Source organism: Streptomyces sp. SID4985 (genome assembly GCF_009863025.1).
Taxonomy (GTDB): Bacteria; Actinomycetota; Actinomycetes; order Streptomycetales; family Streptomycetaceae; genus Streptomyces.
In genome coordinates, this window is record NZ_WWIR01000039.1 from 1 (window position 1) to 7,617 (window position 7,617).

The following is a 7,617-nucleotide window of genomic DNA, read 5'->3' on the forward strand; positions in this document are numbered from 1 at the left end:
GCGAAGGCGCCCGCGCCGCAGCCGATGTCCCACACCAGGTCGCCGGTGCGGGGCCCGAGGCGCGCGAGCTGGGCGGCGCGCAGCAACTCGCTCTCGCCCTCGCCGAGACCGCCGCCGTACGCCTCGTCGGGCTGGGTCCAGCCGCGCGGGCCCACGGCGGGGTCGCGCCCGGCGATCCAGCCGCCGCCCTCGACGGCACCGGGGTGGCCGCCGATGACGATGACGACGTTGGGGTCGCGCCAGGTGTGGTCGGCGGCCTTGTCGGAGGTGAGGACGCTGACGCGTTCGTTCTCGGTGCCGAGTTCCTCGCAGACGACGAAGGTGCGGTGCACCCCGTCGAGGAGCAGGCCGAGTTCGGCGGGTCCGGCGCCGGGCGCGGTGAGGACGGCGACCTTGGGGTGGGCGCGGCAGACGTTGACGGCCCGGCGCAGGGTGCGCGGGTGGGCGACGACCACCTCGGCGTCGTCCCAGGGCATCCCGGCGCGGGCGAAGGCTGCGGCCACGGAGGAGACGCCGGGGACGACCTCGACCTCCAGGCCGAACGCGGGGTCGCGCAGGGTGCGGACGACGCCGAAGAAGCCGGGGTCGCCGTCGGCGAGCACGGCGGCGGTGCCGCGGTGCGCGGCGATGCGGCGGGCGGCCAGGGTGAGGCTGCCGAGCCGGACGCGTTCGGCGGTGCGCGGGATCTCGGGCAGTGCCAGGTGGTGGGCGGCTCCCGCGACGAGCGTGGCGGCGCCGAGGGCACCGCGTGCCGCCTCGGTCAGCGGCGAGCCGTCCCAGCCGATCACCGTGACCCGGTCGGCCATCGTCGTCAGTCTCCAGGTCTTCGCAGGTCGTCAGAGGGGTGGCCCAGGGTGCGGGCCCCGTGAGGTTACCTGGTCGGGCGGGGGTGCGGGGGCCCGGGTGGTGTCCGTCGCCCGCCGCCGTCCCGGCCGGGCCCGGGCGGGGTCAGTTCCAGTCGGAGTAGTCGGCGTACGCGCCGAAGCCCCGGCTGTCCGAGAGCTGTTCCTCGGCGCCCTCCAGGTCCTCGGGCAGCAGGCTCCAGACGATGTAGTCGGTGCGCATGTCGGTCCAGGTGCCGTCCTCGGTGCGGACGTGCGCTATGCAGGCGTTGCGCAGGACGCCCTCGCTGATGCAGCCGATCTTCTGGGCGACCTGCTGGGAGGCGGTGTTGTCGGCGGCGGTGCGGATCTCGATGCGCTCGAACTTCTGGTCGCCGAAGAGCCATTGGGCGGTGGCGAGCGCGGCCTCGGAGGCGTAGCCCTCGCCGCGCGCCCAGGGGGCGATGATGTACGACAGTTCGCTGGACCTGATCTGCCAGTCGGTCTTGGCGAGTTGGACGATGCCGACGAGGCGCTGGGTGAGGAACTCGGTGACGGCGAGGTCGAGTCCGCGTCCGGCGGTGCGTTCGGCGGGGGCGTACTCGGTGATCCAGTGCCGGGCGCCCTCCTCACTGAAGGGCTGGGGGACGTCCGTCCAGGCGGCGACCTGTTCGTCGTTCATCATCTCGGCCAGTGCGGGCACGTCGTCCTCGTCGAGGGGGCGCAGCACCAACCGCTCCGTGCTGATGGAGATGTTGGGGAAGGTGCTAGTCATGCGCCGCTCCGTAACGTCGGATCGTTTTGTGAGGGGCCGTCAGGAAGCCCCGCTGAACTGCCCAGCATGAAGCATGTAACCACTGAAACGCACGAGGGGCCCCTCCCCCGCCGTCCCCGTGGGTCACGGGAACCCCCTTGCGGGGTGCGGGAGCGGGGCCGTACGTGCCGTGTGCGGCGGGCCGGGGCCGGGTCAGCCTCCGCTGACCGGCAGGACCGAGCCCTGGTACTTGTCCTCGATGAACTTCTTCACCTCGGGCGAGGTCAGCAGCTTGGCGAGCTTCTCGACCCGCGGGTCCTTCTCGCTGCCGCGCTTGACGGCGAGGAGGTTGGCGTAGGGGTTGTTCTTCGCGGACTCCAGGTAGATCGAGTCCTTGGTGGGGCTGAGTCCGGCGTCCTGGGCGAAGTTGTTGTTGATGACGGCGGCGGCCATGTCGTCCAGCGAGCGCGGGAGTTGAGCGGCCTCCATCTCCTTGAACCTCAGGTGCCGGGGGTTCTTGACGACGTCCGCCGGGGACGCCTGGGCACCGGCATCCTTCTTGAGCTCGATGACACCGCTCGCGGCGAGGAGCTTGAGCGCGCGGGCCTCGTTGGTCAGGTCGTTGGGCACGCCGACGGTGGCTCCGTCGGGGAGCTTGGTGACGTCCTTGACCTTCTTGGAGTAGACGCCCATGGGCGGCAGGTAGGCGTCGACCACCGGCACCAGGTCGGTGCCCTTGGACTTGTTGAAGTCGTCCAGGAAGGGCTTGTTCTGGTAGAGGTTCGCGTCGAGCGAGCCCTCCTGGAGAGCGGTGTTCGGCAGGACGTAGTCCGTGAACTCCTTGACCTGGAGCTTCAGTCCGGCCTTGGCGGCGAGGTGGTCCTGGATGTAGCCGAGCACCTCGCCGGCCGGGACGGGGGTGGCGCCGACGACGAGTGCGCCGTCCTTATTACCACCGCCGTCCGAGGCCGAGCCCGAGCCGCAGCCGGTGAGGCCGAGGCCGAGCGGGAGGGCGGCCGCCACCGCGAGCCATACGGTCTTGCGCATGTCGATCCCCTTGTCGTTCGTGCGCGTCGGTCGTTCCAGCGCGTCAGCCGCACGCGTCGTGCGTGCGCGTCGCGGTCAGAACGAGGGGATGACGGAGCCCTGGTACTTGTCCTCGATGAACTTCTTCACCTCGGGCGAGGTCAGCAGCTTGGCGAGCTTCTCGACGCGGGGGTCCTTCTCGTTGCCCTTCTTCACCGCGAGGAAGTTGCCGTAGGGGTTGTCCTTCGGGGACTCCAGGACGAGGGCGTCCTTGGCGGGCTTGAGACCGGCGGATATCGCGTAGTTGCCGTTGACCACGGCCGCGTCCACGTCGTCCAGGGAGCGCGGCGTCTGGGCGGCCTCGACCTCCTTGAACTTCAGCTTCTTGGGGTTCGCCGTGATGTCGGCCGGGGTCGCCTCGTTGCCCACGCCGTCCTTGAGGGTGATGAGCTTGTTGGCGGCGAGGAGCTTGAGGGCACGGGCCTCGTTGACGGCGTCGTTGGGGACGGCGACGGTCGCACCGCTCTTCAGCGCGTCGGCCTTCTTGACCTTGTGGGAGTAGAGGCCGAGCGGCTCCAGGTGCACCGTGACGACGGGCACGATGTGGGTGCCGCGCTTCTTGTTGAAGTCGTCCAGGTACGGCTGGTTCTGGAAGTAGTTGGCACCGACGGAGCCGTCCTCGGTCGCCGTGTTCGGCGTGATGTAGTCGCTGAACTCCTTGACCTCGAGGTCGAGTCCGGCCTTCTTCGCCAGGTTCTTCTGGACGAAGTTCAGGATCTCGGCGTGCGGGGTGGGGCTCGCGGCGACGATCAGCGGTCCGCTGAAGTCGGAGGAACCGGCGGAGTCCTTGCCGGAGCCGCAGGCGGTCAGCCCGAAGGCGATGGCTCCGGCGGCGAGGACGGCGGTGGTGAGCTTGGCGGTGTTACGCACGAAAAGTGCCTTTCCTTGGGTGGTGCGACCCCGTGTACGGGTGAACGGGGAGTCTGGGGTGTCCTTGAGAGGCCGGGCGGACCCGGGCTCAGGCGACCTTGGAGACGTCGGCCGCGGCCGGTTCCGTGGCCTTCAGCAGCCTCAGCTTCGGCGCGGGTCCGGAGCGTCCGCCGCGCCCGTGCAGGGAGCGGGCCGCGAAGTCGCCGGCGAACTGGATGAGCGAGATGACGACGGCGAGGATGCCGACGGTGATCCACATCAGCTCGGTCTCGAAGCGCTGGTAGCCGTAGCGGACGGCGAGGTCGCCGAGGCCGCCGCCGCCGACGGTGCCGGCCATGGCGGAGTAGCCGATGAGGGCGATGATCGTGGTCGTGGTGCTGGCGATCAGCGAGGGCAGGGACTCGGGGACGAGGACCTTGCGGACGATCGTCCAGGTGTTGCCGCCCATGGACTGCACGGCCTCGACGAGTCCGCCGTCCACCTCGCGGACGGCCGTCTCGACGAGCCGGGCGAAGAACGGGATGCCGCCGATGGCGAGCGGGACGATCGCGGCGGTGGTGCCGATGGTGGTGCCGGTGACCCAGCGGGTGAAGCTCATCAGCGCGACCATGAGGATGATGAACGGCATCGAGCGGCCGACGTTCACGATCTGGCCGATCACCTTGTTGGCGACCACGTTCTGGAGCAGTCCGCCCCGGTCGGTGAGGACCAGGAGGATGCCGAGCGGGAGGCCGACGGCGACGGCTATCAGGGTCGACCACAGCACCATCGAGAACGTCTCGGAACACGCCTGCGACAGCAGCGGCTGCATCTCGGACCAGGTCACTTGGCACCATCCTTCACCAGCACGGGCTCCTGGCCCTGGACGTCGATCTGCAGACCCTGCTCGCGCAGGAAGCCGATGGGCACCACGTTGTCCTCGTAGCGGCCGGGCAGTTCGATGCGCATCCGGCCGATCTGGAGGCCGCCGACGGTGTCGATGGCCGCGCCGAGGATCGAGATGTCGATGTTGTAGGTGCGCGAGAGCTGGGAGATGACCGGCTGGGTGGCGGCCTCGCCGTGGAAGGTGATGTCGAGGACGGTGCGGTCGGCGCCGGTGGCCTCGCCGCCCACCGGGAACAGGGCGGAGGCCAGCTGGGAGCCGGGGGTGGCGAGCAGTTCGCTGACGGTGCCGGATTCCACGACGCGTCCCTTCTCCATGAGTGCGGCGGAGTCGCAGATGGACTTCACGACGTCCATCTCGTGGGTGATGAGCAGAACGGTGAGCCCGAGCTGCTGGTTGAGGTCGCGCAGCAACTGGAGGATCGAGCGGGTCGTCTCGGGGTCCAGGGCGCTGGTGGCCTCGTCGGAGAGCAGGACCTTGGGGTCTCCGGCCAGGGCGCGGGCGATGCCGACGCGCTGCTTCTGGCCGCCGGAGAGCTGGGCGGGGGTGGCCTTGGCCTTGTCGGCGAGGCCGACGAGGTCGAGGAGTTCCAGCGCCTTGCGCGAGCGCTCCTTGCCGGACTTGCCGAGGATCTCCAGCGGCAGTTCGACGTTGTCCTGCACGGTCCGCGAGGAGAGCAGGTTGAAGTGCTGGAAGACCATGCCGATGTGGGAGCGCGCCCGGCGCAGTTCCCGTCCGGCGCGCGGTCCGCGTCCCGCGAGCGCGGTGAGGTCCTGCCCGGCCACGGTCACGGTGCCGGCGGTGGGGCGTTCCAGCAGGTTGACGCAGCGGATCAGGGAGGACTTGCCGGCGCCGGACTGGCCGATGACGCCGTAGACCTCGCCTTCGCGGACGTGGAGGTCCACGCCGTCGAGGGCGGTGACCTCGCGGCCTCGGGAGCGGTAGACCTTGGTCAGGCCCGATGTCGTGATCACAGGATTTCCGTCACTGTCGAGTGCGCGGGCGCGGGTGGGCCCGGCACGGGTGCTTGCGTTCGTATGGGGACGCGGCACGGTTCTCGCGGTGGCGATGGGGACCGGGGGAAACCCGGGGAGAACGGCGTGTGCGCGAAAGGCGGCACGGATCCGGTACGCCGGTGTTCCGGACGATCTACCGCGGCTCTCGCTTCGGGGCGCGAGGCTCAGATGGTGCGGGGGCCCTCTAGAAGGCGCACATTCGACACATACAACGAGCACCGGGCGTCATGGTCGCCTCGGTCGCAAGGGTGCGGCTGCTCGTCGTGGTCATGCGGGCCAGTAAAGCAGACGGACGCTCCTTACCGGAGACCGCTGTCCACATGCTGGACAGTGGCGGACAGCTCTCATGGACAGGGCGGACGCTCGGGTTCCGCCGCTCCCGCCCGCTCGGCCAAGCCGGACAAGGGCAGCGGGCCACCGGCGGGGGGAGGGTGCCGGACTCCCCCGAAGGGCGGGCTGTGGCCTACGCCACGGCCGCCGCGGTTGCCGGGGACGGGCGGCGGCGCAGGGCGGGGGCGGCGGCGGGCGTCCGTTTCGGCCGTAATAAGGTCTCCGCATGCTCAACGCCCTCTTGCTGGTGACCGGGGTCGCCGCGCTGCTCCTGGCCGCCTGGTGCGGCTGGGCCGCGTACCGGGACCAGCCGACCAAGGACTGGCACCTGATCGGCATGGCCGTGGTGTCGGTCCTCGCCCTGGTGCAGCTGGTGGTCGGGGTCGTACGGCTGGCCCGGGGCGAGCGTCCCGAGCAGGGCACGACGATCTTCGTGGCGTATCTGCTGGGCGCGTTCGCGTGTGTGCCCGCGGCCGGGTTCATGTCGCTGGCCGAGCGGACCCGCTGGGGCTCGGTGACGGCCGCCGCGGGCGGCGTGGTCCTTGCCGTGCTGGAAGTACGGCTCTTCGACATCTGGGGAGGCTGAAGTGACGGCGCTGGAGGAGAAGCCGGCCCGGCTGATCAGTGGGCCGGGCATGCTGCTCGTCTGGTTCTACGGCGTGATGGTCGTCGGCGCCGTGTCGCGCTCGGTGTACCAGATCGCCACGGAGTTCGACCGGGCCCCGCTCGCCTACGCGCTCTCCGCGCTCGCGGGCGTGGTGTACGGCTTCATCACGTACACGCTGGTCCGGGGCGGCGAGACGGCCCGCCGGGCGGCGCTGGTGTGCTGCGCCGCCGAGCTGGCCGGTGTGCTGGTCGTGGGCACCTGGACCCTGATCGAGCCGTCCGCGTTCCCCGACGCCACCGTGTGGTCGGACTACGGCATGGGGTACGTGTTCATCCCCGTGCTGCTGCCGCTGTCCGCGATGTACTGGCTGCGCAAGGCGCGGCTGCGCGCGGACGTCACGCGCTAGCCGCGCAGGGGGTTACGCGCCAGTCGCGCAGGGCGTCACGCGGTGGCCGCGTAGGCGCCCGCCTTCTTCTCCAGCACGATCATCTCCACCCCGTCGGCGCCCTGGGAGCGGCCCACCGCCTGGTATCCGGCGCGGCGGTACAGCCGCAGTCCGGCGTCGCTGCGGTGGCCGCTGTGCAGCCGGAACACGGTGGCGCCGCGCTGCTCGGTGAGGGCGGCCTCGGCCGCGCCGAGGAGCCGGGCGCCGATGCCGTGGCCCTGGAGGCGGGGGTGCACACAGAGGGTGCCGATGGCCGCGGCGCCGTCCTCGGTGAGGCGGCCGCGCACCGAGCCGACGATCTCGTCGCCGAGCCGCGCGACGAAGACACAGTCGGCGGCGACTTCCTCGCGGACCGACTCCAGGCTCTGGACGAGCGGGTCGATGCGGTAGTTGCCGTACCGCGCCGCCTCGCTCTGGAAACACAGGTACTGGAGCCTGAAGATCTGCTCCGCGTCCCGCTCGGTCGCCGCCGAGATGGTCACGCTCATGCCCATGTGCGCACGCCTCCCGCTCACCTGATCAGCCGTCGTACCCCACACCTATCCCCGCACTCCCCCGGCCGCAACCTCCGGCGCGAGCAATCGCCGCAGACATCCCAGACATCGGGAACGTTCCGGGCCGAGACTGCCCTGTGAGATACCCAACTCCCCCGCGATCTCGCGGTAGGTGGGGTCCTTCGGGGAGAGCAGCGCCTCCAGGAGGCGGGGGCAGCGCCCGGGCAGCCGCCCGACCGCCTCGCGCAGCAGGCCGTACCGGGCGGCGGCCAGGGCGAGTTGCTCGGGTCCGGGCCCGGCCTCGTCGGCGG

At 70.7% G+C, this 7,617-nt stretch carries 9 protein-coding genes and 1 pseudogene; 2 read left to right on the forward strand and 8 right to left on the reverse strand.

The features are described from left to right. The 6 genes from cbiE to GTW40_RS01650 all read right to left on the reverse strand — a co-directional run. Positions 1–806 (reverse strand): precorrin-6y C5,15-methyltransferase (decarboxylating) subunit CbiE (gene cbiE / locus GTW40_RS01625; protein ID WP_161178337.1); only part of this gene is annotated, 806 nt, incomplete at its 3' end. A gap of 142 nt (positions 807–948) precedes the next feature. Then, a complete protein-coding gene (locus tag GTW40_RS01630; protein WP_161178338.1) occupies positions 949–1,596 on the reverse strand; it encodes a GNAT family N-acetyltransferase in 648 nt (215 codons plus the stop codon). A gap of 192 nt (positions 1,597–1,788) precedes the next feature. After that, a complete protein-coding gene (locus GTW40_RS01635) occupies positions 1,789–2,622 on the reverse strand; it encodes a MetQ/NlpA family ABC transporter substrate-binding protein (RefSeq protein ID WP_161178339.1) in 834 nt (277 codons plus the stop codon). 75 nt (positions 2,623–2,697) lie between these two features. Beyond that, positions 2,698–3,531, reverse strand: a complete 834-nt coding sequence (locus GTW40_RS01640) for a MetQ/NlpA family ABC transporter substrate-binding protein (protein ID WP_161178340.1) — start codon at positions 3,529–3,531, stop codon at positions 2,698–2,700. Between the two features lie 88 nt (positions 3,532–3,619). Continuing rightward, complete coding sequence (locus GTW40_RS01645; RefSeq protein WP_161178341.1) at positions 3,620–4,357, reverse strand: methionine ABC transporter permease; 738 nt, start codon at positions 4,355–4,357, stop codon at positions 3,620–3,622. Further along, positions 4,354–5,388 (reverse strand): ATP-binding cassette domain-containing protein, encoded by a 1,035-nt coding sequence (locus GTW40_RS01650; protein ID WP_161178342.1) that lies wholly within the window; start codon positions 5,386–5,388, stop codon positions 4,354–4,356. Before GTW40_RS01650 ends, GTW40_RS01645 begins: the two co-directional genes overlap by 4 nt. Positions 5,389–5,986: 598 nt before the next feature. On the opposite strand from GTW40_RS01650, the gene GTW40_RS01655 reads away from it, so the two are divergent. Together GTW40_RS01655 and GTW40_RS01660 are read left to right on the forward strand one after the other, a co-directional pair. After that, a complete protein-coding gene (locus tag GTW40_RS01655; protein WP_018549073.1) occupies positions 5,987–6,346 on the forward strand; it encodes a hypothetical protein in 360 nt (119 codons plus the stop codon). Position 6,347: 1 nt separating this feature from the next. Next, a complete protein-coding gene (locus tag GTW40_RS01660; protein WP_161178343.1) occupies positions 6,348–6,773 on the forward strand; it encodes a hypothetical protein in 426 nt (141 codons plus the stop codon). Between the two features lie 35 nt (positions 6,774–6,808). Here GTW40_RS01660 and GTW40_RS01665 read toward each other — a convergent pair whose 3' ends face one another. Together GTW40_RS01665 and GTW40_RS01670 are read right to left on the reverse strand one after the other, a co-directional pair. Next, positions 6,809–7,306, reverse strand: a complete 498-nt coding sequence (locus GTW40_RS01665; RefSeq protein ID WP_161178344.1) for a GNAT family N-acetyltransferase — start codon at positions 7,304–7,306, stop codon at positions 6,809–6,811. A 45-nt stretch (positions 7,307–7,351) separates the two neighbouring features. Beyond that, positions 7,352–7,617 (reverse strand): annotated as a pseudogene (locus GTW40_RS01670) (sigma-70 family RNA polymerase sigma factor); the annotation flags it as partial.